The organism is Paenibacillus sp. GXUN7292, assembly GCF_050864975.1.
Classification (GTDB): Bacteria; Bacillota; Bacilli; order Paenibacillales; family Paenibacillaceae; genus Pristimantibacillus.
On the sequence record NZ_JBOZWO010000002.1, the window covers coordinates 51,799 to 74,474 of the forward strand.

At 44.1% G+C, this 22,676-nt stretch carries 21 protein-coding genes and 2 other annotated features; of the genes, 17 read left to right on the forward strand and 4 right to left on the reverse strand.

From position 1 onward, the window contains the following. Positions 1–67 precede the first annotated feature (67 nt). Complete coding sequence (locus ACRRU2_RS02905) at positions 68–817, forward strand: DeoR/GlpR family DNA-binding transcription regulator (protein WP_432499879.1); 750 nt, start codon at positions 68–70, stop codon at positions 815–817. Between the two features lie 61 nt (positions 818–878). Here the strand turns inward: ACRRU2_RS02905 and ACRRU2_RS02910 are convergent, their stop codons facing one another. Beyond that, on the reverse strand, positions 879–1,631 hold the full coding sequence (locus ACRRU2_RS02910; protein WP_331698770.1) for a YheC/YheD family protein: 753 nt from the start codon (positions 1,629–1,631) through the stop codon (positions 879–881). A gap of 314 nt (positions 1,632–1,945) precedes the next feature. Continuing rightward, on the reverse strand, positions 1,946–2,275 hold the full coding sequence (locus tag ACRRU2_RS02915) for a tRNA-binding protein (RefSeq protein ID WP_331698771.1): 330 nt from the start codon (positions 2,273–2,275) through the stop codon (positions 1,946–1,948). Between the two features lie 175 nt (positions 2,276–2,450). Here ACRRU2_RS02915 and ACRRU2_RS02920 point away from each other — a divergent pair, with 175 nt between their 5' ends. Continuing rightward, positions 2,451–3,452, forward strand: coding sequence for a YeiH family protein (locus tag ACRRU2_RS02920; protein WP_432500088.1), 1,002 nt, complete (start codon positions 2,451–2,453; stop codon positions 3,450–3,452). Between the two features lie 71 nt (positions 3,453–3,523). Here the strand turns inward: ACRRU2_RS02920 and ACRRU2_RS02925 are convergent, their stop codons facing one another. Further along, positions 3,524–5,050 carry a 2-isopropylmalate synthase gene (locus ACRRU2_RS02925; protein WP_432499880.1) on the reverse strand — a complete coding sequence of 509 codons (1,527 nt, stop codon included), beginning with the start codon at positions 5,048–5,050 and terminating at the stop codon, positions 3,524–3,526. Positions 5,051–5,171: 121 nt separating this feature from the next. Further along, positions 5,172–5,401 (reverse strand) — a binding site (T-box leader). 238 nt (positions 5,402–5,639) lie between these two features. Between ACRRU2_RS02925 and ACRRU2_RS02930 the strand changes: the two genes are divergently transcribed. The 14 genes from ACRRU2_RS02930 (at position 5,640) to ACRRU2_RS02995 (ending at position 20,605) form a co-directional block, all read left to right on the forward strand. Beyond that, positions 5,640–5,927, forward strand: a complete 288-nt coding sequence (locus ACRRU2_RS02930; RefSeq protein ID WP_432499881.1) for a dihydrodipicolinate synthase family protein — start codon at positions 5,640–5,642, stop codon at positions 5,925–5,927. Between the two features lie 13 nt (positions 5,928–5,940). After that, on the forward strand, positions 5,941–6,627 hold the full coding sequence (locus tag ACRRU2_RS02935; RefSeq protein WP_331698775.1) for an N-acetylmannosamine-6-phosphate 2-epimerase: 687 nt from the start codon (positions 5,941–5,943) through the stop codon (positions 6,625–6,627). Between the two features lie 66 nt (positions 6,628–6,693). Beyond that, positions 6,694–6,938 (forward strand) — a binding site (T-box leader). Positions 6,939–7,037: 99 nt separating this feature from the next. After that, complete coding sequence (tyrS, locus tag ACRRU2_RS02940; RefSeq protein WP_432499882.1) at positions 7,038–8,297, forward strand: tyrosine--tRNA ligase; 1,260 nt, start codon at positions 7,038–7,040, stop codon at positions 8,295–8,297. Between the two features lie 131 nt (positions 8,298–8,428). Next, positions 8,429–9,301: an alpha/beta hydrolase gene (locus ACRRU2_RS02945; RefSeq protein ID WP_432499883.1), complete on the forward strand. Its 873-nt coding sequence runs from the start codon at positions 8,429–8,431 to the stop codon at positions 9,299–9,301. 120 nt (positions 9,302–9,421) lie between these two features. Next, the gene (locus ACRRU2_RS02950) at positions 9,422–9,787 is read left to right on the forward strand and encodes a GNAT family N-acetyltransferase (protein ID WP_432499884.1); all 366 of its coding nucleotides are present in this window, start codon (positions 9,422–9,424) and stop codon (positions 9,785–9,787) included. A gap of 165 nt (positions 9,788–9,952) precedes the next feature. Then, complete coding sequence (locus ACRRU2_RS02955; RefSeq protein WP_331698779.1) at positions 9,953–10,480, forward strand: GNAT family N-acetyltransferase; 528 nt, start codon at positions 9,953–9,955, stop codon at positions 10,478–10,480. A gap of 364 nt (positions 10,481–10,844) precedes the next feature. Continuing rightward, entirely contained in the window at positions 10,845–11,948 is a 1,104-nt protein-coding gene (locus ACRRU2_RS02960) for a glycoside hydrolase family 172 protein (protein WP_432499885.1), read from the forward strand. A gap of 31 nt (positions 11,949–11,979) precedes the next feature. Then, positions 11,980–13,104 carry a DUF4185 domain-containing protein gene (locus ACRRU2_RS02965; protein ID WP_432499886.1) on the forward strand — a complete coding sequence of 375 codons (1,125 nt, stop codon included), beginning with the start codon at positions 11,980–11,982 and terminating at the stop codon, positions 13,102–13,104. A 62-nt stretch (positions 13,105–13,166) separates the two neighbouring features. Beyond that, on the forward strand, positions 13,167–14,486 hold the full coding sequence (locus tag ACRRU2_RS02970) for an ABC transporter substrate-binding protein (protein WP_432499887.1): 1,320 nt from the start codon (positions 13,167–13,169) through the stop codon (positions 14,484–14,486). A gap of 69 nt (positions 14,487–14,555) precedes the next feature. Beyond that, positions 14,556–15,464 carry a carbohydrate ABC transporter permease gene (locus ACRRU2_RS02975; protein WP_432499888.1) on the forward strand — a complete coding sequence of 303 codons (909 nt, stop codon included), beginning with the start codon at positions 14,556–14,558 and terminating at the stop codon, positions 15,462–15,464. A 13-nt stretch (positions 15,465–15,477) separates the two neighbouring features. Continuing rightward, on the forward strand, positions 15,478–16,320 hold the full coding sequence (locus tag ACRRU2_RS02980) for a carbohydrate ABC transporter permease (RefSeq protein ID WP_331698784.1): 843 nt from the start codon (positions 15,478–15,480) through the stop codon (positions 16,318–16,320). Positions 16,321–16,369: 49 nt separating this feature from the next. Continuing rightward, positions 16,370–18,403 (forward strand): hypothetical protein, encoded by a 2,034-nt coding sequence (locus ACRRU2_RS02985; protein WP_432499889.1) that lies wholly within the window; start codon positions 16,370–16,372, stop codon positions 18,401–18,403. 20 nt (positions 18,404–18,423) lie between these two features. Next, on the forward strand, positions 18,424–19,506 hold the full coding sequence (locus ACRRU2_RS02990) for a glycoside hydrolase family 172 protein (protein ID WP_331698786.1): 1,083 nt from the start codon (positions 18,424–18,426) through the stop codon (positions 19,504–19,506). A gap of 82 nt (positions 19,507–19,588) precedes the next feature. Beyond that, a complete protein-coding gene (locus tag ACRRU2_RS02995) occupies positions 19,589–20,605 on the forward strand; it encodes a LacI family DNA-binding transcriptional regulator (RefSeq protein WP_331698787.1) in 1,017 nt (338 codons plus the stop codon). A gap of 106 nt (positions 20,606–20,711) precedes the next feature. Here the strand turns inward: ACRRU2_RS02995 and ACRRU2_RS03000 are convergent, their stop codons facing one another. Further along, positions 20,712–21,368, reverse strand: a complete 657-nt coding sequence (locus tag ACRRU2_RS03000) for a hypothetical protein (protein WP_331698788.1) — start codon at positions 21,366–21,368, stop codon at positions 20,712–20,714. A gap of 387 nt (positions 21,369–21,755) precedes the next feature. Between ACRRU2_RS03000 and cyoA the strand changes: the two genes are divergently transcribed. Beyond that, a complete protein-coding gene (gene cyoA, locus ACRRU2_RS03005) occupies positions 21,756–22,670 on the forward strand; it encodes a ubiquinol oxidase subunit II (RefSeq protein ID WP_331698789.1) in 915 nt (304 codons plus the stop codon). Positions 22,671–22,676: the final 6 nt, after the last annotated feature.

A 22,676-nucleotide genomic window follows, 5' to 3' on the forward strand; every position in this document is an offset into this window, starting at 1 on the left:
TAGCAAACGGTATATGATCAATAATATTATAGAACTGAAAGATTAAATAATTATGGCGGGTATAATAATGAACTTAAATACGCGACAGCAGCAAATGCTGGATCAAATACAAGCGGAAAATGAGCTGAAAATAAGCGATCTGAAGGATCGCTTCAACGTAACGGAAATGACGATTCGCCGAGATTTGGAAAAGCTGGAGAAGCTGGGCGATATTCGGCGTACTTTTGGCGGAGCTGTATGGATTGGCAAGGATGTTACGCTGCAGGTTCGTTCCGGTGTGCTGATGGATGAGAAAATACGCATTGGCAAGCAAGCGGCAGCTTTCGTAAAGCCCGGGGAATCTATTTTTATTGACAGCGGTTCGACTACCTTGCAGGTTGCCCGCAATTTGACGCAAATTCCTGATATTATTGTCGTGACCAATGCACTCAACGTAGCAACCGAGCTTTTGAATGCCAACGTCCAGGTTATTTTGACGGGAGGCATATTGCGCCAGGCTACAGCCTCCATGGTAGGCCCGATTACGACCGAAACAATTGCCAGAATGGGATTCGACCGCGTGTTTCTTGGAGCCACCGGTTATACGCCGCAGCAAGGCTTCAGCAATTCAAATTTGTATGAAGTAGAAATTAAAAAGCTTGCTATAAAACACGCAAGAGAAAGCTATATTGTGCTGGATCATACTAAATTCGGCACAAACCAGCTATTTATATTTGCTCCTGAAAGTGAGATCCAGCATGTTGTAACGGATCAGGCTGCCGATCCGCATCTGCTGGCCGGCTTGCAGCAATCTGGCGTGAATGTTGTAACGGTATAAGCAGAAAAAACAAAGAAGCAGACCTGCAGGTCTGCTTCTTAAAAATATAACAAGCTATTAACTATTTTATCATTCCGCTTCTTCTCATTTTTCTTTTTGCTCTTAAATATCTCCTGTATTGCACAGGATCCAGCTTTCTTAGCCCATGAAAGCTAGGATTGGTATTCGCTTCGATAAACCATATTTTTCCTTTCTTATCAATCCCCATATCCAGTCCTAATATGCCAACTGGAAAACGCGAGCCTAATTTTTTGGCAATACGATTAGATATAGCCCTCAGCTCGGACATGACTTTATCAGTTTGGAAATTTTGGTCGGCTCCGCTTATCGTCGGCTCTATCTTTTTGTCTTTTGCTCCTTGTGCAACGTTTGTCACTACTGCATTTTTTCTGCTTGCCACCTTGGCGCTCATCCAAGTGATGCTCCACTTTTTATCTGTATACTGCAGCACTACGCGAAAATCAAAGGGGCGTCCTCTGTAGCTTGCCAATGAAATACCTTGCTGGACAATATATTTTTTGTTACGCAGCATTCTTTTTTTCAGTATCTTCATGGCATCATTTATAGCACATTTTACTGTGCCATTTTTGGAGGAAATGAGGCATGTCGAATCGCTTAGCCTTTTAATACGAATTATGCCGCGGCCGGAAGAACCGGTGTCAGGCTTGACGTAAAGTGTGGAATATTTTTTGAGCATAGATATTAAATTTGCGGAATTCAGCCATCTCGTTGCAGGAACATGCTTAGAAAGCTCGGAATCCTGTTTTAATGGACGCTCCTTTTTCATTTTACTAAGAATATACTTATGTCTCATTAGCTTTGCTCCCTCATCAGACGTATTAATAAAGCTCAAACATTACTAGTTATGTTATTCGCAGCTCGTTCTAATGAATTGGATGAAAGTCTAAAAACGCTTAAATATGAAAAAATAGTGTAGCACCTAACTGCGGTCACAGCTGGGACCGACCAAGAAGAAACGCTGCGCGTCCTTGGCTAAGGATGTGCCGTTTCTCGGTGAAATATAGGAACAAGTATAAGGTGAAAACATACTTTTCTATATTTTAAAAAATACCCTGCATAAGCAGGGTACATTAATTAATAATTGTATATTTAATTTTAAAAGCTTTATTAGCCTAGCCGGTCGCCATTTCGGACTGCTTGTCCAGGCTGAATTAGCACGACGCCTTTCTCCGCATATACACCAAGAACAAGCACCTCCGACATAAAGTCGGCAATTTGCTTCGGTTCAAAGTTGACGATGGCGAGCACTTGCACGCCGATAAGCTCGTCTAATGAATAGCATTCTGTTATTTGTGCGCTTGTTTTTTTAATCCCTATTTGCTCGCCAAAATCAATCCACAGCTTATAGGCAGGCTTGCGTGCTTTGGCAAACGGCTCGGCTTGGACAATTTGACCTGCACGAATATCCAGTTTTAAAAAATCATCAAAAGTAGCCATATAAATACCATCCTCTAATAGTTGTAGTAACAGTATAGCATTATATAAATATTTACAAAACGATTCGGACAAATGTATAGTATGATTAGTTACAAGCTTTACATATTCTTTGGAAAATATTAATAGAAAGAAGGGGCTTTCTCGTACGTCCCAGGCTAGGAGAATTAATTTGGTAGTGATAAAAAAAATAGCGCCAGGTTTTATATTCGTCTTATTGCTCGCACTTTTCTCAACATGGCTAGGTTCATTAGTGCCGATTGTTGGCGGACCTGTATTTGGCATATTAATAGGCGTTCTTATTAATAATTTGTTGAGCAAGCCGGCATATACACAGGCAGGCATCCAATTCAGCTCCAAAAAAGTGCTGCAATGGTCCATTATTGCTTTAGGCTGCGGACTCAGTTTAACGGAGGTTTGGCGTACTGGATCAGAATCGTTTTTGCTCATGCTTATTAGCTTGATATCTGCTTTTATAGCTGCTTATGGGGTCGGCAGACTCTTGAACATACCGTTAAAAATGCAAACCTTGATCGGTGCTGGCACAGGAATATGCGGAGGATCAGCGATAGCCGCTGTATCGCCAATCGTTGAGGCGGACGAAATTGAAATCGCTTATTCCATTTCCACTATATTTTTATTTAATGTTGTCGCAGTTCTTACATTTCCGGCTATCGGCCACTGGCTTGGCATGTCGGATGCTGCATTTGGGCTTTTAGCAGGCACAGCTATTAACGACACGTCTTCCGTAGTAGCTGCAGGTTATATTTATAGCGACGCTGCAGGAGCTTATGCCACTATCGTCAAACTAACAAGAACGACAATGATTATTCCTATTTGCTTTGCTTTAGCTATTATTGTAGGCATTAAAAAAAGCAGGCAGGCAAGCGAAGAGCAGACCGTCACATTTCGTGTGACGAAGGTTTTCCCTTGGTTTATTATATGGTTTCTTGCAGCGTCATTCTTGAATACAGCAGGTTTGTTTAGCGATCAAATGCTGCGTTATTTAGACATCATTGCGAAGTTTATGATCGTTATGGCGCTCACAGCGATAGGGCTTAGCGCAGATTTTCGCAAAATGATGAAATCAGGTGTAAAGCCGATTTTACTAGGATTAATCGTATGGTTTGTTGTGTCAGGTGCCAGCTTGATCGTTCTAGCCTTGACCGGAAAGCTGTAATTTGAATAACTTCTAAATAAGGGAAGGAGAGAAGAGGGGACAGGATGCACCCGTCTTCTCTTTGTCTTCTATTAATGCTGATCAAGAACAGCGGCGTTAATACCATTAAGAAAGGCGATAGCGCTCGCTTTAATTATATCTGTATCGCTGGCGCGGCCGGAATATGTTTTACCATCCACTTCAATTCTAATGCTAACGCGGCCAATTGCTTCCTTGCCTCGGGAAAGACTGCTTATTTTATAATCCTTAAGCTGCACATCTATATCAGCCACATGCTTGATGGCGCTGTAAAGCGCATCGATTGGCCCGTCGCCGACAGCGCTGCTTGTAGAATGCTCGCTGCCTTTGGACAGAGTGACAGTAGCAGTAGGATGCAGGTCATTCGTAACGACTTGGAAGGAGGCAAGCTCAAACAGCTGGCTATTGCTTGTATCGATCGTGCGATGATTCGTTACGAGATAAAATACATCATGATCATAAACTTCCTTCTTCGCGTCAGCCAGTGCTAAAAACTTGGCAAACAGCTTTTCGAATTCTTCCCCATCCTGCACATTGAAGCCGATTTTTTCTACAGCGTTACGAAAAGCGTGACGGCCGGAGCGGGCAGTTAAAATAAGCTCCATGCTTTCTCCGCCGACATCTTCGGGTGACATAATTTCATAAACATTTTTATCTTTAAGCAGGCCGTCCTGATGTATGCCGGATGAATGCGCGAAGGCGTTCTCGCCGGTAATCGCTTTGTTAACCTGAACATCAAGCCCTGTTAAATGCGTAACGAGTCTGGAAGTGCGCAGCAGTTCCTTCGTATTAATATTTGTGGCACATTGATAGTAATTTTCGCGCACTTTCATCGCCATAACAACTTCCTCGAGAGAAGCGTTGCCGGCGCGTTCGCCAAGCCCGTTAATGGTCACTTCAATTTTTTGAGCGCCATTTTTAATAGCTGCAAGCGTATTAGCTGTTGCCAAGCCAAGGTCGTTATGACAGTGTACGCTTAGAATTACTTTGTCTTTCAAGTTTTTAAGGCGATCGTTTATGCGATAAATAAGGTGGCCGAATTCTTCTGGAACGGCATAGCCGACAGTATCCGGCACGTTAATAATCGTGGCCCCGGCTTTTACGACTGCTTCTATGGTGCTCCATAGATACTCAAAGTCTGACCGTGATGCATCCTCCGTAGAATACTGCACTTCAGGTAACAGCGTCTTGGCATATTTCACCGCATCTACTCCCATTTGCATAACGGTTTCCTTGGATCGGCTGAACTTTTTCTCGACATGAATATTAGAGGTGCCAAGCACGATATGAATGAATGGATTTTGCGCCAATTTAACACTTTCATAGACGGCATCTATATCGCTTTTTACGGCTCTGGCAAGAGCGGTAATCGATACGGAATCGCCCACTGTGCGTGCTATTTCCTGTACGGCTTTGAAGTCTCCGGCAGAGGAGGCGGGGAAGCCAGCCTCGATAATGTCAACCTGCAGTCTTTTCAATTGAGCGGCAAGCTCGATCTTTTGCTGCATATTCAGTTTTGCTCCTGGAACTTGCTCACCATCGCGTAGCGTTGTATCAAATACAATTATATTTCTTGTCATAGGTAACGCCTCCTAAGTATTTTAATTAAAATAAAGCTTAATTGAGGGTTAAGCAGCATGATTCGAAATCAATTTACAGCGCGCGCAGCCTTAATTGAAAACAAAAAAACCTCATCTCTGTTATAGAGACGAGGTTAACCCGCGGTACCACTCTAATTCATTCCTAAAAAGGAATGAGCTCAATTCGATGGCTATCACCATCTATCCCTGTAACGGTGGAATTCCGGTTGACCCTACATATCAGGCAACTGTTCATAGACGAGTTCAACATGTTCAACCTGCCGCTTCGCACCACCCAGCGACTCTCTGATAAGTCAATACATATTTACTATTTCTAATCAGCACATTTGATTATTTGAAATTATTGCTTATTATATTGACCATTTTTTGCTTTGTCAAGTCATAAATATAATTTTTTTTTAAATGGATTGTTTTTCTGCCGCCGAAAAGGGATGCGCAACGATGCGGTCGTTCCTTCGTTAAGCTTGCTGTTTTTCCTGTACAGAATTGAAAGCTGCCAAACTGGGCAATGATGCTGCATTATTTGGCGCTGTGTATCCTTTTTTTAAGATTGACGTGCTGCTTTTGATTGCCTTTTATTATATATCGTATTCCGCAAACAACCGGATTTCATTTGTCTTTACAGCTTTTAAGCAGATTAGCGCTGCAAAAAAAAGTAATTGGTGTTAAAATGTCGGGAGAAAGCACCTTCGAAATGCAGCAGTACAAGACAGCTGGCGGAGAAGGCCTTCTCGTCTTCAATGGTCCGGACGAGCCGTTTTTAGCAGGCAGAATTATCAGTCATAATGACCATGACTCTCAAGTACAATTGAATAAAGAAATTGAGGAGACAGCAGCTTATTATTTTAGCAAATAAGGAGAACTGCACTATGCTGAATGTTATAAAAGGCGGATTAGTAGTTTCATGCCAAGCGCTCGAGCATGAGCCTCTGCATAGCTCCTTTATTATGGCCAAAATGGCATTGGCAGCCAAGGAGGGCGGAGCCGCGGGGATAAGAGCGAATTCGAAGCGGGACATTATAGCGATTAAGCAAGAGGTAGCATTGCCAGTGATCGGTATCGTGAAGCGAGATTACGAGGGCAGTGAAGTGTTCATTACAGCTACGAAAATAGAAATTGACGAACTGCTGGAGAGCGGCTGCGACATGATTGCGATGGATGCTACGATGCGCGCGCGCCCTAATGGCGAAACGTTATTAGAGCTGGTTAATTATTGCAGATCACAGAATCCGGCAATAGAGCTGATGGGCGATGTGTCAACGCTTAGCGAGGCTGTGCTTGCGCAGCAATTAGGATTTGATTGCGTATCTACAACACTTTACGGCTATACGCGAGAAACTGCTTTAAACAAGCTTTATCATAACGATTTTGATTTTTTGAAGCTTGTGTTGAAAGAACTTCGCATTCCTGTTATTGCTGAAGGAAATGTACTTACTCCTGAAATGTTCAAGCGCTGCCTGGAGCTGGGTGCGACTTCCGTTGTAGTAGGGGGCGCGATTACAAGGCCGCGGGATATTACGGCAAGATTTACGGAGGCGCTTTCACGAATAAAGTGAAAATGACTGTGCGAACAAGGTTGACATTGCCAATTTATTTCTCTATACTGTCTGTAATCTAATATTTGCTATACGATGAAAGAGCTTAGTAGCAGCTTTGTTCCTGTCTCAGAAAGCCGAGGTTGATGCGACTCGGTACATACAATGACTGTGAATTACAACTCTGGAGTATCTTGGGTAATGCCAAGCGGAGTGGCGAACGATAACTTGCCAAGAGTGGTATTTCGGAGCTTTTTCATTTCAGATTTTCATCTGATATTTAAGCGAGAATACAAATTGGGTGGTAACACGGTTAATGAATCGTCCCTTGTCTGTCAAGACAAGGCGGCGATTTTTTTGTTTTTCAAGCATAAAGGGCAGCGAAACCGTTTATCCTTGGGCCGTATTAACTTTAGAGGAGTGTGTGCAAGATGAATATTATTGATGAATTAGAGTGGCGTGATGCCATTAACCAGCAAACGGATGCAGAAGGGCTGCGCGAATTAACGAATGAGAAATCCATTTCATTATACTGCGGTGTAGATCCTACAGGCGACAGTATGCATATTGGACACCTGATCCCATTTATTATGCTGAAGCGATTCCAGCTGGCAGGGCATAAGCCTGTTATTCTTATTGGCGGTGCAACGGGAACGATCGGCGATCCGAGCGGTCGTCAATCAGAGCGTTCCCTGCAAACATTAGAACAAATTCAAGCCAATGTAGAAGCGCTGACGGAACAGATGAAGAAGCTGTTTATTACTGAAGGCGATAATCAAATTCGTATGGTAAACAACTATGACTGGACCCATAAAATCAATGTTATTGAGTTTTTGCGCGACTTTGGCAAAAATTTCAGCATAAACGTTATGTTGGCAAAGGATGTAGTGGCAAGCCGCTTGGACAGCGGAATATCTTTTACAGAGTTCTCCTACCAAATTTTGCAGTCGATCGATTACTTGCATCTGTTCAAGCACGAGGATGTGCAGCTGCAAATCGGCGGATCGGATCAATGGGGCAATATTACGAGCGGGCTGGATTTGATTCGCAGGAAAGAAGGGTCAGAGTCCAAAGCATTCGGGCTTACGATTCCGCTTATGCTTAAAGCGGACGGCACGAAGTTCGGCAAAACAGCCGGCGGGGCAGTATGGCTCGATCCAAAGAAAACTACTCCTTACGAGTTTTACCAATTTTGGGCAAATACAGATGATCGGGATGTTGTGAAATACCTTAAGTATTTTACGTTCCTAACGAAAGAGCAAATCGATTTACTTGCGGAAAAAGTGCAAACTGAGCCGCATAAGCGTGAGGCGCAAAAAACACTTGCAGAAGAAATGACCCGTTTCGTTCATGGCGAGGAAATGCTGGAGCAGGCGAAACGAATTACAGCGGCGCTTTTCAGCGGCGATATCAAAGAGCTGACTGTTGATGAGATTGAGCAGGGCTTTAAGGAAATGCCGACATTTGAAGCTGCTAAGGAAACTAAAAATATTGTAGATTGGCTTGTAGATGTCGGCATCGAACCATCCAAGCGTCAAGCTCGCGAAGATATAATAAATGGCGCAATATCGGTGAACGGTGAGCGGATGCAGGATTTGGCTTACGAGGTTTCAGAAGGCGATGCGATCGGCGGCAAGTTTATTATTATTCGCAAAGGCAAGAAAAACTACAGCTTGGTCAAAATCGTCTAGCATATAAGCAGTCTCTGGCAAAATATTGTCAGAGGCTGCTTTGCATTTCGAGAGTGATCTGTTTTAATAGATAGTAGAGGAAGATGTAATTCCTTGCCATGATGAATTGTCAACATACTGGAGGGCATTTTATGAAAACGCTGCAATTTCAATTGACCGAAGACAATCGTGTAACTTTAACAGCTTATCTAATCGAGGATTCCAGAGAAATGACAAATTGGGCGAAGCGGCCTGCAGTTTTGGTGCTGCCAGGCGGAGGTTACAGCTACACCTCGGACCGTGAAGCAGATCCTGTGGCGCTTAGTTATTTGGCACAAGGCTTTCATGCTTTCGTGCTTCGGTATTCAACAGCCGAGCACGGCCAATTTCCAGCACCATTTATCGATGCTTCCCGTGCGATGAGTCTTATTCGCAAGCAGGCGGATGAGTGGCATTTGGATCCAGATCGGCTTGCGGTATGCGGCTTTTCCGCAGGCGGTCATTTGGCAGCAAGTCTCGGAACGATGTGGAATGATCCGAAGCTGATTGAAGCGGCTGGCATTGAGGCTGGCGAGAATAAACCGAATGCGTTGATATTGGGTTATCCGGTTATAACTTGCGGAGATGACACGGCGGGACATTTAAACAATATGTGGAAAATTGCGATGGGAGATCAGCCATCTGAACAGATGCAGCGCCAACTGTCCTGTGAGCTGCATGCATGCGCGCATACTCCGCCAGCTTTTATTTTCCACACCTATATGGACAATGTTGTACCTGTTGAAAATGCGCTGCTGTTTGCACAAGCCCTCGCTAAGCATGATGTTCCGTTTGAGCTGCATATTTATCCGAACGGCGTGCATGGCTTTTCGCTAGCGAATGAAATTACGTCTACTGGAAGAGGAAATATGGTTGATAGAGATGCCGCAGAATGGTTAACAATGAGCAGCAGCTGGCTTTGGCGCCTATTTAATATGTATGAGCAGCCTGAGCAGGCGGATTTGGAGAGAGCAAAACTGCTATAGAAAATAACGTAATGCTGGTGTGTTGCAGGCGTTCTGCAAACGTATCGCATAGCATGCAACTGATGTGTTGCTAGCGTATTGCTGGCGTGCATAAAGCACATTGCTAACAAGGAGAATTTCATGATTATTAGAACTGAATCGGAAGCAGATCTCGAGGGTATATTTCAAGTTCATTATGCTGCATTTGGAAATCGTAACGACGAAGCTAGACTGGTAGAAAGCGTAAGACAGTCAGAGGGATTCGTTTCGGAACTGTCATTAGTTGCAGAGTGCGGCGGCGAAATATGTGGACATCTGCTTCTAAGCAAAGCTCAGATCGTTGAAGAAAATAAAAATCATGAAGTTTTAGCACTTGCCCCAATAGCTGTTAGGCCTGAATCGCTGTTTCGTTCTATTGTTGTTTGTTGCTATATTCGCAATGAATCGCTATTCGTTAGGGGATTTGTTACAATGAAACATGCCGTTCAAAAAACATGCCAGTCCTAAGGACGCTTCGACTTTTTCTTAAACGGTGATTATACTAAATAGTTAGTTTTGGATCGGAGGGAGGTTGGTTCGCAGTTTATTTAAAACGGAGCATAAGGCGTTTTGCATTTCCATATTTATTAAAGGAATTCAGATGATCGAATACTTTAATAGGGAGCGAAGGCCGTGCATATCGTGACAGAACGATTAATTGTAAGGGAATTTAAATATAATGATTGGAATGATGTTTTTAATTATACCTCCAGTATGGAGGTAATGAAATATTTGCCGGAAGAGGTTTATACCGAAGAGAAAGCGAAGCTTTTCGTGCAGCAAAACATGGGGAAGCAAGCAAGAAATTTTGCGGTTTCCCTTCGGGAAGAAGCGAGGACCATTGGACATATCGTGTTCCATCCTTGGTTTGGCGAGCATTCGTACGAGATTGGCTGGATTTTTCATTCGGGATATCAGAACAAGGGATATGCGACAGAAGCCGCCGCTGCTGTGCTGGATTATGCCTTTAAGGAGCAAAAGCTTCATCGGGTTGTGGCTACCTGCCATCCGGAAAATACGCCTTCCTACAGAGTGATGGAGAAGCTCGGCATGAGACGGGAAGGCCATTTTTTGCAATGTATTCCAAGAGATGACGGTACTTGGTGGGATGAATATTATTATGCGGTGCTAAGCTCAGAATGGCGTTTTTCATGCTTATAAAACACCTATCCGTACTGTAATGAATATTAACGTTTTTATGTTTTGTCTGTAAGAGGGGCAGTCCCAGCTTTGGAGCGATTGGGACTGCCTCTTTCATCTTATCGTTGACAACAGGAAAAAATAGTAATAAGATATTTCTGAAATCGATTGCATGAATGAACGAAACCTTGTAAGCGGATACAAAGAGTGGTCATTTCGTTCAATAAGCAGAGTTTTTCAGTATCTCATTAGGGAGTTTTGTCGCTTTTTTAATTATAAGCAGTGTTATGCGAGGAATTATTAGTGTGGAATTTGTCGAATGTGGAATCGATTACAGATTTCATATCGAATTTTAGTTATAAAAGCTGACAAAAGGAGAGCGGAAATGATGCATAATCTTACTTCACTAAGCCAGGCAAGGACTGGTAAGAGCAGGCGGCAATCCAGTTATGATCGTTCAGGTGGCAATAAAGATTATTATACGATTATGCCAGGCGAGAACAAGCAAATATGCCATATTCAAGGTGCAGGCGCAATTACGCATATATGGATGACGATGGCGCCGGAAGGTCCACAGCTAGAGCAATATTTGCCTCGTAAAGTTGTACTGCGCATGTATTGGGATCAGGAGCTTGAGCCAAGTGTAGAAGCGCCGATCGGAGATTTTTTCGGCATGGGACACGGTATAACGAAAAATTTCAGTTCTGCTGCGCTGATGATGAGTCCAGAGGACGGTAAAGCTTTTAATTGCTTTTTCAGAATGCCCTTTGCATCTGATGCCAGATTTGAAATTGAAAGTGAAGCAGAGACGCCTATTAAATTTTACTTTTACATTAACTATGAGGAATACGATAAGCTTCCTGAGGGAGAGCTGCGCTTCCATGCACAGTGGAATAGAGAATGTCCTACAGATGGCATATCTGATGCAGGAGTAGATAATGCCGAGTTTGAATTCGGCGGCAAAAATACGTCAGGCGAAGGAAATTATGTCATTCTTCATGCAGAAGGAAAAGGGCATTATGTAGGCTGTAATTTCAATGTTCACAATCTGCGTGAGACTAGGGAATGGAACTGGTACGGGGAAGGCGATGATATGATCTTTATCGATGACGAGCCTTGGCCGCCGAATATGCATGGCACGGGCACGGAAGATTATTTTAATACGGCATGGTGCCCGCAGCAGGAAGTTTGTACGCCATATCATGGATTGATTCTCGGAGGGGATGCCAATTGGGGCGGGAAAATTTCTACATACAGGTACCATATTCTTGATCCGATTATGTTTGAGAAGAGTATTAGAGTGACAATCGAGCATGGCCATAATAATCACCGCAGCGATGACATAGCCTCAACAGCGTATTGGTATCAGCAGGAGCCGCATCGTCCCTTTGCGTCATTGCCAAAAGTGGAGCGGCGAATGCCGCTATCCAATATAAAACATTTCAACACGGCAAGCTTAAAGACAATTTTCAGTCATCCTAATCCGTAAAGAGCGGAAATGATAAAAGGCGGGATGCCCGATGAAGTCAAAATTTAGCATAGCTGTTGTCCTGTTGTTTGCTGTTTTAACAGGCTGCATAGGCGGCACGGAGGTAAAACGATTGCTGGAAATGAAAGATCAGCCCTTTGTTTTAGGCGGTGTTTCAGATTTGCAGCAGGTTGCTCAATTAACGGGGGAAGCATCACCAAACAAGACAGATAAATATGTTGTCTATGGTACCGATCTTGGTTCTATGATCAACGTAAAGAAGAAAACCTATTTCGTATTCGGAGATACTTTTGGTGAAAAAAATCCTTCTTTGACGGGTGCTGGCGGCAGCTTCTGGCGCTCGAATGTAATGGCATACACGACAGATAAAAATCCGGCAGACGGCATTGCCTTTGATGGAATGATTACAGATGATTTTGGTCTGGCGAAGGAGCTGCTGCCTTCCAAGAAAGCCGATTTCGATGAAATGACTAAAATCCCGACACATGGGGTCTATGCGAACGGAGCACTCTATTTATACTTCATGTCGGTCAATCACTGGGGAGCACCCGGCGAGTGGGACGCTAATTATGCAGGGGTTGGCAAATCAACTGATGAAGGACAGAATTGGACGCTTCTGGATGGTCTGACGTGGCCAGGAGACAGCAACTTTATTCAAGTAAGCCCTTACAAAGTACAAAACAGACAAGGTGAGTCGGAAATTTATTTTTGGAGCATCCCGTCCGGACGATTCGGCGGCGTTAAGCTGATGAAGGTGAATGAAAAGAAAATAGAGCAAATGGATGCATATGTTTACTTTGCCGGTACGGATAAAGCTGGCATGCCAATATGGGATAACAATATGTCTAAAGCTGAGCTGATTGTGGATGATGATGTTGGCGAGCTGTCGGTCGTTTGGAATACCTACCTGGAAAGATGGCTTATGACTTATTCAAAGGAAGGTGCAGTCGTCATACGGGAGGGGCTTACGCCATGGGGACCATGGGGGGAGCCGATTGAAGTCGTGAAAGCAGCAGATTATCCCGGCTTGTATGCTCCATATATGAATGAACGGTACGTTGAGGACGATGGAAAAACGATTTATTTCAGCTTGTCATTATGGGAGCCGTATAACGTTTTCTGGTTTAAGGCCAGCCTTGAGAGAAAACAATCCTAGCCAAGTATTCGGTTTAAACGCCCAGCGTTTAAATAGCATGGCCACTAAAAGGAGGTTCGAGTATGAAAGAAAGTGCTAAGAAAGAAGGGGCAAGGCGTATGAAGAACAAAGCAAAAGCTGTGTATTTACTTATGGCTGTCCTGCTTGCTTTAGGGGTGCTTGCCGGGTGCTCGGGGGGCGGAGGCTCTGGCGGAAAGGTTACGATTACGTACTGGCGCCATGATAATGAGGCTGAGGTAAAAGCATTGAAACAATTGATCGCTTCGTTTGAGAAGGAGCATCCCAACATTAAGGTGAAGATGGAAGTTATTCCATACGATGATTATGAAACGAAGATACGCACAGCGCTGTCTGGAAGCAAAGCTCCTGATATTATGGGCATAGACGGTCCTTTCGTAGCTTCCTACGCGCATCAAGAAGCGGTTATCCCGCTTGATTCCTATTTTGCTGCAAATGGCGATCTAGACGATATTACTGCTCCTGTGCGAGAAAGCTTAACTTATAACGGGAAAATTTGGGCAGCACCGCTGAATGACGCAAGTGTAGCCATGTTCTATAACAAAAAATTGTTTGCAGACAATAATATTCCGCTGCCTTCCGAAAATCCAGATGAAGCATGGACCTGGGAGCAGGTGCTGGAAGCTGCCAAAAAAATTAACAATCCCGAAAAAAATACTTACGGCTGGGATCCGGCATGGGGAGTCGGGGGCGGAGAAGGCTCGGCTTTTGTCAAAATGAGCTTACTCTGGCAGGCAGGCGCAGAAGTGCTTAGCGAGGACGGAAAAACAGCAAATGGCTACTTGAATTCACCGGAAACAAAACGGGCATTGGAATTTTTCAGCGGCTTATACAATGATTCAAAGGTTGCGACTAAAGAGCTGCCGCCAGAAGCGTTTGAGTCAGGAAAATTAGGCATTATGATGAACGGCCCGTGGCATTTGCCTTATCTTGTAAATAGCTTCCCTGACTTCAAGGACTGGGCAGTAGCTCCGCTGTGGAAGGATAAAAAACAAGTGACGCCGATGGGCAGCTGGAATATGGGAATTACGAAAAAATCCAAGCATCCTGATGAAGCATGGGAGTTTGTCAATTGGGTAACTGGCAAGGAAGGGGCAAAGGTATGGTATGAAGTAACAAAGAATCTGCCTGCACGACTATCTGTATCAGAAGCATTCCCGGAGCTGCAGCAATATCCGCTTAATATTTGGGTGAAGCAATCGTCTACCTATGCTAAGCCCCGTCCAGTTTCGCCGGCTTATCCAGCAGTCAGCAAAGCGATTACAGAGCTGTTCGAGGATGTGACGCTTGCCAATAAGAATGTTGATGAGGCTATGAATGCAGCTGTTGAAAAAATTGATAAAGCTATTGCGGGCGTGAAGTAATGAATGGAGCAGCAAAGAGGGACCGGTGAGCCGCATCCCTCTTTGTCTTCAAAGAAAGGATGAAGAAAGATGAAGCAGATGAAGAGTAAATCATCCGGATGGAACTCCTTCCGCATGCAGGAAGAGCGATCTGCTTTTGCTTTTATATTTCCTGCGGTGGCGAGTCTGCTGCTGTTTACGTTTTATCCGATGATAAGTGCAATTTTCGTCAGCTTTAAAGATTTTAATCTTATTAATCCTAACGCGGCATTTATCGGCTTGGAAAACTATAAGGAACTGCTGCATGATAAGCAGTTTTTAAATAGCTTGCTGCATTCTCTTCATTTCGCGGTTTTTGTTATTCCGATACAGACGGCGATCGCTCTTTGCTTAGCTTTGCTTGTCAAACGAACAGCTTGGTACAGCGGTCTATTTCGAACCGTATACTTTTTGCCCGTCGTAATTGCCATTGGTGTAGCCTCTACCGTATTCAGATTGCTCTACAACAAAGATTTCGGATTATTGAACGCATTTCTAAAAATATTCGGCTTGCCAACCATCAGTTTCCTGTCGGATCCGAGCGTTTCCATGTATGGAATTATGATTTTGGGGATGTGGAAGGCAGCTGGTTTTTTTATGATTATTTATTTGGCAGGTTTAAACAATATTCCCAAAGCGATATACGAAGCAGCGGAGGTTGATGGAGCGAGCAAATTGCGCATGTTTTACAACATTACCCTGCCTCTTTTAAAACGGACGACGGCTTTTGTGGTCATTATTACGACGATGGATGCTATTAAGATATCGGGGCCGATCTTTATATTGACTGGTGGAGGACCAGCAAACTCTACGACGACGGCCACGTTTTATATTGTCAATCAAGCGTTTGATCAAATGAGAATGGGCTATGCGGCAGCGGCTGCTATGATTTTGTTTGTCATTGTACTTTCAATTTCAATATTCCAGCTAAAGCTTTTTAAATCGGATGTGGAGTATTAGGGGGCGTAATGAGATGAAGAGGCAACTGCTAACAACGGTAAAATTAATTGTAATGATAGGCCTGGCGCTTGTTACGCTACTTCCGATTGTATGGATGGTGCTAGGTTCTTTCCGGGAGCATGCAGAAATTTTTAAATATTCATCTGAGCTGCAGTGGAGAACGATATTTCCGGTAAATTGGACGCTGCAAAACTATTTTGACATTTTTACAGATGATGTTAAGCCCTTCAGCCGGTTTATTGTCAATACATTGCTTGTAGCTGTTCCTGTTACATTAATGTCTTTATTTATTAATTCACTTGCGGCTTTTGCATTCGCCAAGCTGCGCTTTCGCTTCAAGAGAACGATTTTTACGCTGTTTCTTTCTGCGCTTGTTATTCCAGGTGAAGTAACACTCGTTCCGAGCTATTTATTAATGAATGATTTTAATTGGATCGATTCCTATGCAGCATTAATTGTTCCTGCGGTCGTATCGGTGTTCAGTGTATTTTTGCTCGTTCAATTTTTTTCGGAAATCCCTCGCGATTTGCTGGAAGCTGGAAGAATCGATGGAGCTTCATGGTTCAATGTTTATAAAAAAATTATTTTGCCTGCTTCAATTCCTGCAATTGTGACGCTGGCCATTCTTACTTTTTTGGGACAGTGGGACTCTTATCTATGGCCGCTAGTCGTAATCAATGACCAGAATAAACAAATGCTGCAAGTAGCGATCGCAACTTTTTCTAACGCTCAGGTAACAGAATGGGGCAGGATTTTGGCGGCAGATACGATCAGTTCGATTCCTATTTTGCTATTGTTTGTATTTCTGCAAAAATACTATGTGCAAGGCATTACGATGTCGGGAGTTAAAGGCTGAAAGTTATTAAATATTCGTCCTTATGCTGGAAGGACAGAAGGAGCGCATAATGGAGCGGACTTATGAACAGATACAATTGGATAACCATTTTAGGAGCTATATAGAGTCTGTCACATGCGATTATTTGGGTTCAATAAAGCCGCAAATAGAGGTAACTTATCCTGCCTCAAATAGAGCGAAGGTTCATATCCGATTTGCATTAGATCAGGTTGTGCTGCAGGATGATTGGCGCATTCAGCTTAAGCCTGCATTTTCTCCAACCTTTCACTGGTCGCCGCATCTTACGCCAACTGCCGAGCATGTGATCGATCAGCATTCCTTCCGCAGTCCGGCGCTGATTGTGCATGACGGGGCAAAATGGCTCGCGGTCGTTCCAGATTTGGAGCTGCTCACCAAAGCGGGCAGCAGCAAGAAAGGCAGCAAGGAGCAACCGCCTCGCTGGTATATGGATATGGATGCGCCTCTTAATGAGCTGTCGCTTGGAATGTGCTGTACATCCGTCAAAGAGCATGTGCTGTATGTACGGCAGCCAGGAACACAATTTGCAAGCGGACAAATAGAATTCGGGTTCTATTTGTTTATATCCGATGACAAGAGAAGTATCGCCAATCCATGGCGGGAGCTGCTCAGCTTTTTTTGGCAGGGCTGGGGCAGTCCTTTATTTGCGAAGGGTCAACCTAATAGCGGCGAGCTCGAGCCTTATATTGCCCGAGCCTACCACTGGGCATTTCATAATTGGGAACATATCGTTTGGCAGCAATTCGAGCTGAATGGCAAAGAGGTTGGCGCTCCAGCATTTATCGTGAACGTGACACAAAGCCCTAATTATCCCGGCGTGCCTAATGAGCGTGAGGTACTCTCCGTTTGGAATCAAGCCTGGTTCAGCTCGCTGCGTTCAGCACATGGTTTGTATCGCTATGGCCGATTAACGGGCAATGAAGATTATATAGAACGCGCCCAAAAAATGAAGGAGCTTGCTTTATGCGCGCCCCAGCACAATGGATGGTTTCCATCTGTACTGGCAACGGAAATGGAACAGGTGGAGCTGGAGGGCAAAGTATATAACCGTTCTAAAGGCTGGTCTTCTATGTATTGGGGCAATTCGAACCGCAATCCTTTCCATCTCAATATTCGCGAGGCTCCGCTGCATGTGCTGGATATGAGCTGGACAGCGCTGCTCATGCTTCGCTGGTTTGAAGAGCTGGAGCAGGACGAGCGCCTGCTGGAATACGCCTGCAGCTATGCGGATGCTCTATTGGCCTTGCAGGATAAGCGAGGTTTTTTCCCGGGCTGGATTGATCCGAAAAGCGGGCGGCCGCTGGGCATTTTGGACGAATCCCCGGAAACATCACTGTCTGTTACTTTCCTGATGAAAATGTATGAAATTTCTGGCCGTACAGTGTACAAGGATGCCGCATACAAAGCCCTGCATGCCGTTTGTGAGGAAATAATCCCGTGCGGCCGATGGGAAGATTTTGAAACGTACTGGTCGTGCAGCCGCTGGGGACAGGAGGAATGGCGAGGCCGTAAGATTAATAGAAATAATATGTACAAGCAGTGCAATTTCTCTATGTACTGGACAGCTGAAGCGCTGCTTGCCTGTTACCGGGAGTCGAATGAGCAGCAGTATTTGCAGCTTGGTCAACGCTGCTTGGATGAGCTGCTTATGACGCAAGCTTCCTGGCAGCCGCCTTATATTTATGTGCCGGCTCTGGGAGGATTCGGTGTGATGAATGCCGACGCGGAGTGGAATGACGCCCGGCAAAGCCTATTCGCTGAGCTGATAACCGCATATGGCTATGAGCTGGATATAGAAGAATATAAGGAACGGGGATTGGCAGCGCTGCGTGCCTCATTTACGATGATGTATTGCCCTGAGAATGAGAAAGTCAAACAAAGATGGGAAAAGGCATGGCCATTTTTGAATGAAAAGGATTACGGCTTTATGATGGAGAACTACGGGCATGACGGGAGAACGGATCCTATACATGACCCGATGGGGGAATTTACGATTTTTGACTGGGGCAATGGGGCAGCAGCCGAAGGCTATATGCGCATGCTGGATCGCTTTGGAAAACTATAATAGATAAGGAGAGATTGTCGATGAGCAGTTTTAATGGGTTGGAAATGGGGCTTGGAAATTTAGCAAGGCTGTCCAATGCGCAGACAAGATCGATCAGCGCTGAAAATTTTACAGGTGAAAAAGGAAAGGGCGGTATGGCGGCTACAGGCACCGGAGCCAACAGTGCCCGGGATTTAGGCGTTGGCTGGAAAGTATCGCCCTCGGTAGAAATAGCAGCAGGCACTACGTTTACGATGGGGCAGATCGAAGGCCCTGGGGCTATTCAACATATATGGCTCACTTGCTTTCCGACATTTTGGCGCAATCTCATTATTCGTTTTTATTGGGATGAGGAAGAGCAGCCTTCCGTTGAAGTACCGGTAGGTGATTTGTTTTGTAACGGCTGGCAGGAGCGGGTAAATGTAAACTCGATACCGGTTGCGGTTAATCCAGCAGGAGGGATGAACTGTTACTGGCTGATGCCTTTTAGAAAATCAGCTAAAGTGACGATAGAAAATACCTCTTCCGAAAATACGGTGCTCTACTATCAACTGGATTACACACTGACGACAGTGCCGGATGATGCCGCTTATTTTCATGCACAGTGGCGCAGAAGCAGCCCGGTAGCTTATAAGGATGTGCATACAATTGTAGATGGAATCCAAGGAAAAGGACATTATGTTGGCACCTATCTTGCATGGCAGGTAAATAATACAGGCTGGTGGGGTGAGGGTGAAATTAAATTTTATATGGATGGCGATGAACAATTTCCGACGATATGCGGTACAGGAACTGAGGATTACTTTGGCGGCGCATGGAATTGGGAGCAGCCGAAGGGCGAATATTGCACGTATTCAACCGCTTATTTGGGCATGCATCAATTGATTAAGCCTGACGGGCTGTATCGCAGTCAAACGAGGTTCGGCATGTACCGATGGCATGTGATGGATCCGATCCGTTTTGAGCAAGCCCTTAAAATTACGATTCAAGATCTTGGCTGGCGAGCTGACGGACGTTATTTGCCGCAGCAAAGCGATATTGCTTCTACTGCCTTTTGGTATCAAGCCGAGCCTCATGCTCCGTTCCCGGAACTGCCAGGCAATGATGAGCGAGAGGTTATCTAATCGTGTTTATTGCTAATCCATGCATAGAATGATACCCTTAATCAATGGAACCGATTGCATTTAAAATCAATTGGGGGTTTTTATGGATAAGAGTACGATATATCACATCGCAGAGAAAGTCGGAATGTCGCCAGCAACTGTTTCAAGAGCTCTTTCAGGAAATGGATATTGCGGTGTCAAAACAAAAGAAAAAATACTTCAAGCCGCGAAGGAATTAAACTACGCGCCAGACAATGCGGCCAAAATGCTGAAGACAAGAAGAACGCAAAAAATTATTTTTGCCGTTCCGGATATATGCAATCCATTTTATTTTGAAATGATAAATGGAATTAATCAGGTGCTGGAATCATATGGCTATTTGCTCATTCTCTTCTACACAAAGCATAGCTTGAAGGAAGAATTGAAAGCCATACAGAACGTAAAAGAAAAAGTCGCAGACGGGATGATCATGGTGTCCTTTCATTTTTGCGAGGAAAATATTCGAGCGATCAACGCATTGAAGGCGCCAATCGTATTAACGAATAAATACGAGTCGAAAAAAGGCGGCGACAGGTTCGATTACGTATATGTTGATACTTATGCAGGGATCAAGCTGGGCACCGAACATCTTATAAAGCAAGGGATTGAGAAAATAGCATTTATCGGCGGAAGCTTAGACGAACAAACAGGAGCCCAGCGGTATGCCGGTTATCGCGACGCTATGCTTGATGCGAATTTGGAATTGGATGAGTCGTTCGTAATGGAATCCAACTATTCAGAGAGCGGCGGTTATTTATCCGCTAAACAGCTGTTTGAAAAACAAGCTAAACCGCAGGCGATCGTAGCGGCTAATGATTTAATGGCAATCGGCGTAATGAAGGCGTGTGAAGAAGCAGGCCTATCCATTCCGGACGATATAGCAATTGTAGGGATGGATAATTTGGATATTGCATCAAGAGTGTATCCCAAGCTGACCTCAGTATCCTTGATGCAGGAAGAAATCGGCAGGCATGCCGCTCAAATTTTGATGGATCGGCTGCATGGCAATAACAATTCAGAAGGCCAGATTAAGCTGCTGCCTCGACTTGTCGTAAGAGAGTCAAGTATACGTTTTGGATAAAAGAAGTGGAAAATAAAAGCAGTGCTCGGCAGATGCTGAGCACTACTTTTATTGCGTAACGCGCGTATCCAAGGACTTTGAAGCCGTTTTTCCTTAAAGGAGCAGCTTACAACGCTTTTGTGGAAAGGTCGGAAGACGAAGATTTGGGCAGCGATCTTTGTGTAATTATAACGACGTATACAGCATCCGCTGCAAACGTAAGGACGTATAATATATTTAGCAGGATCGATTGCGGATAGATTGCGTAGCAAAGTATTGATGCGCACAAGGTGCCAATCATTTTGAAATAAGCGATAGCTAATGACTGGCCCAGCAGCCCTTTCTCCCTGACTAGGTTAACAAACAAAACGGACATCATCAGATTGATTGAAAAGGCGGAGTACACGCCCATTTCATCTTGAAACTCAAGCGCTGAGCCGTAATGCAGAAGCAAGAACATAATGAGCAAGGAGAGCACAATCTGATAGGTCGTGTGGAGCGGAGTCGCTTTGTCGGCTTTTTTCGAGTAGATGAAATATTGAAACAAAATAACACAATCAAGCAACAACCATATAAACGTTACGGCCTGCTGCAAGGGATGAAAGGGCATTACAAAAGTAAATAAAAATTCCCAAGTAATATTTGCGCAAATTGCTGGGAGCGGCATTCCACAAAATTGATCCTTTTTACTTCGGATAATGATGAGAATATAAGTGATCATCCAAAATAATGCTACTCCTGCTACAATCAGCCATTCTGCTATTTTCATCATGCTGTTGAGCATAATAAGGTCACATCCTTATCAAATATGATGAAGATGTGATATATATATGAGACAAGCTGCGGCGTTAGACCATTTCTGCTCTGCTGCGGACATATATTTGCAATTCCCGATGCACTGTTTTCAATATTGTGTCCGAGATGTTTCAAAATATTTAATAAAAGATGGCTCGTATAGATCATATTTTGATCTTGCGGGCCGTCTTTTTTTGCCAAATTTAAGGAGTAATCATCTGTTTTGTGACAAACTTAGGTCGGAAATATTTCGAAAAATTGAACATGGACGGCTAAATTACGATGAGCAATGGTTGGTGACATAAATCACATTCAAACTTAAAGTAGAACAAGATCAAATTGTTTATATCGTATATGGTTGACAGGAGATGACAAGATGAAGCTACCCAAAGGAGTCCGCTGGTTTTCGTTAGCAAGCCTGCTGCTTGTGCTGCTCGTTTTTACAAGCGGCTGCACAGAAAGCATGATTGTACTGGATCCCAAAGGGCCAATTGCAGCACAACAACGAGATCTAATATATATTTCAACTCTATTAGTCTCAATCGTAATTGTTCCCGTTCTAATTATGACTGCCGTAATTGTATGGCGCTATCGCGATAAAAAGGGCCGTACGGCCAAGTATGATCCTGAATGGTCGCATAGCACGAAGCTGGAACTGATATGGTGGGGCATTCCCATTCTAATCATCATTATATTGGGCGCGGTAACCGTGAAATATTCATATGCATTGGAGCCGTCAAAGCCTATTGAATCTGCGCAGGAGCCAATTACGATACAGGTAACGTCTTTGGATTGGAAGTGGCTGTTCCAATATCCCGAGCAAGGGATAGCGACGGTGAATTACGTAGCTTTTCCTGAGGATGTGCCTGTTCATTTCGAAATTACAGCCGATTCGCCAATGAATTCGTTTTGGATTCCGCAGCTGGGCGGTCAAATTTATGCGATGTCGGGCATGGCGATGAATTTGTACTTACAGGCGGATGAGCCAGGCGAGTACTGGGGCTCTGGCGCTAACTTTACCGGCAAGGAATTTGCAAAAATGTATTTTGATGTGCATGCAACCTCCCAAGAGGAATTTGATCAATGGGTATCTGAGGTGAAAAGCAATTCGCCAGTGCTTACGGAAGAAGGCTACAATGAATTGCGCAAGCCTGGAGCTTCTGAGCAGCTAAAATTTTCAGCTTTTCCAGATCAGTTATTTGAACGAACAGTGACAAAATATGCGTCTTCACATAGTCATCATCATACTCCGGTAAGTGATGCAGGGCATGAGCACAAACATAATGAATAGCAACAA

Coding starts and splice junctions, on each gene's coding strand:
- ACRRU2_RS03000 (WP_331698788.1), bottom strand. CDS start 21,368: ATGCTCAACAGCATGATGAAAATAGCAGAATGGCTGATTGTAGCAGGA.
- ACRRU2_RS02950 (WP_432499884.1), top strand. CDS start 9,422: ATGATTATTAGAACTGAATCGGAAGCAGATCTCGAGGGTATATTTCAA.
- ACRRU2_RS02985 (WP_432499889.1), top strand. CDS start 16,370: ATGGAGCGGACTTATGAACAGATACAATTGGATAACCATTTTAGGAGC.
- ACRRU2_RS02925 (WP_432499880.1), bottom strand. CDS start 5,050: ATGACAAGAAATATAATTGTATTTGATACAACGCTACGCGATGGTGAG.
- tyrS (WP_432499882.1), top strand. CDS start 7,038: ATGAATATTATTGATGAATTAGAGTGGCGTGATGCCATTAACCAGCAA.
- ACRRU2_RS02990 (WP_331698786.1), top strand. CDS start 18,424: ATGAGCAGTTTTAATGGGTTGGAAATGGGGCTTGGAAATTTAGCAAGG.
- ACRRU2_RS02915 (WP_331698771.1), bottom strand. CDS start 2,275: ATGGCTACTTTTGATGATTTTTTAAAACTGGATATTCGTGCAGGTCAA.
- ACRRU2_RS02960 (WP_432499885.1), top strand. CDS start 10,845: ATGATGCATAATCTTACTTCACTAAGCCAGGCAAGGACTGGTAAGAGC.
- ACRRU2_RS02910 (WP_331698770.1), bottom strand. CDS start 1,631: ATGAGACATAAGTATATTCTTAGTAAAATGAAAAAGGAGCGTCCATTA.
- ACRRU2_RS02995 (WP_331698787.1), top strand. CDS start 19,589: ATGGATAAGAGTACGATATATCACATCGCAGAGAAAGTCGGAATGTCG.
- ACRRU2_RS02945 (WP_432499883.1), top strand. CDS start 8,429: ATGAAAACGCTGCAATTTCAATTGACCGAAGACAATCGTGTAACTTTA.
- ACRRU2_RS02935 (WP_331698775.1), top strand. CDS start 5,941: ATGCTGAATGTTATAAAAGGCGGATTAGTAGTTTCATGCCAAGCGCTC.
- ACRRU2_RS02905 (WP_432499879.1), top strand. CDS start 68: ATGAACTTAAATACGCGACAGCAGCAAATGCTGGATCAAATACAAGCG.
- ACRRU2_RS02980 (WP_331698784.1), top strand. CDS start 15,478: ATGAAGAGGCAACTGCTAACAACGGTAAAATTAATTGTAATGATAGGC.
- ACRRU2_RS02965 (WP_432499886.1), top strand. CDS start 11,980: ATGAAGTCAAAATTTAGCATAGCTGTTGTCCTGTTGTTTGCTGTTTTA.
- cyoA (WP_331698789.1), top strand. CDS start 21,756: ATGAAGCTACCCAAAGGAGTCCGCTGGTTTTCGTTAGCAAGCCTGCTG.
- ACRRU2_RS02975 (WP_432499888.1), top strand. CDS start 14,556: ATGAAGCAGATGAAGAGTAAATCATCCGGATGGAACTCCTTCCGCATG.
- ACRRU2_RS02970 (WP_432499887.1), top strand. CDS start 13,167: ATGAAAGAAAGTGCTAAGAAAGAAGGGGCAAGGCGTATGAAGAACAAA.